At 59.3% G+C, this 953-nt stretch carries 1 protein-coding gene; it reads right to left on the bottom strand.

The genetic code is table 11. The features are described 5' to 3' along the window. Positions 1–950: elongation factor Tu (gene tuf, locus AC3WUT_RS30150; RefSeq protein ID WP_492350754.1), on the bottom strand; the 950-nt coding region annotated here is incomplete at its 3' end. Positions 951–953: the final 3 nt, after the last annotated feature.

The raw sequence follows: 953 nt of genomic DNA, 5'->3' as shown, positions 1-953 counted from the left end.
TCCTTCGACAGAACGTAGATTTCTGCGGTGAAGTGGGTGTGCGGCTTGACGCTGCCCGGCTTGCACAGCACTTGGCCGCGCTCGACGTCTTCACGCTTGGTACCACGCAGCAAGATGCCGACGTTGTCACCAGCCTGACCTTGATCCAGCAGCTTGCGGAACATTTCCACGCCAGTGCAGGTGGTCTTGACGGTGGGCTTGATACCCACGATTTCGATTTCTTCGCCGACCTTGATGATGCCGCGTTCCACACGACCGGTCACCACAGTGCCACGACCCGAGATCGAGAACACGTCTTCCACAGGCATCAGGAAGGCACCGTCCACAGCGCGCTCAGGCGTGGGAATGTAGGTGTCCAGAGCTTCAGCCAGCTTCATGATGGCTTGCTCGCCCAACTCGCCCTTGTCGCCGTCCAGCGCCAGACGTGCCGAACCCTTGATGATCGGGGTGTCGTCGCCAGGGAATTCGTACTTGGAAAGCAGCTCGCGCACTTCCATTTCCACCAGTTCCAGCAGTTCAGCGTCGTCCACCAGGTCAGCCTTGTTCAGGAAGACGATGATGTAAGGAACGCCCACCTGGCGGGACAGCAGGATGTGTTCACGGGTTTGGGGCATCGGGCCGTCAGCGGCCGAGCACACCAAAATAGCGCCGTCCATCTGAGCAGCGCCAGTGATCATGTTCTTCACATAGTCAGCGTGGCCAGGGCAGTCCACGTGAGCGTAGTGGCGGTTGGCAGTTTCGTATTCAACGTGGGCGGTGTTGATGGTAATGCCGCGGGCCTTTTCTTCGGGCGCTGCGTCGATCTGGTCGTAAGCCTTGGCTTCGCCGCCGAACTTGGCTGCCAGAACGGTTGCGATCGCAGCCGTCAGGGTGGTCTTGCCGTGGTCAACGTGACCGATGGTGCCGACGTTCACGTGCGGCTTGGTACGTTCAAACTTGCCTTTTGCCATTTT

This window comes from Curvibacter sp. EU05-FHT14A10, assembly GCF_058791075.1.
This window is presented reverse-complemented; position numbering and strand designations above follow the sequence as displayed.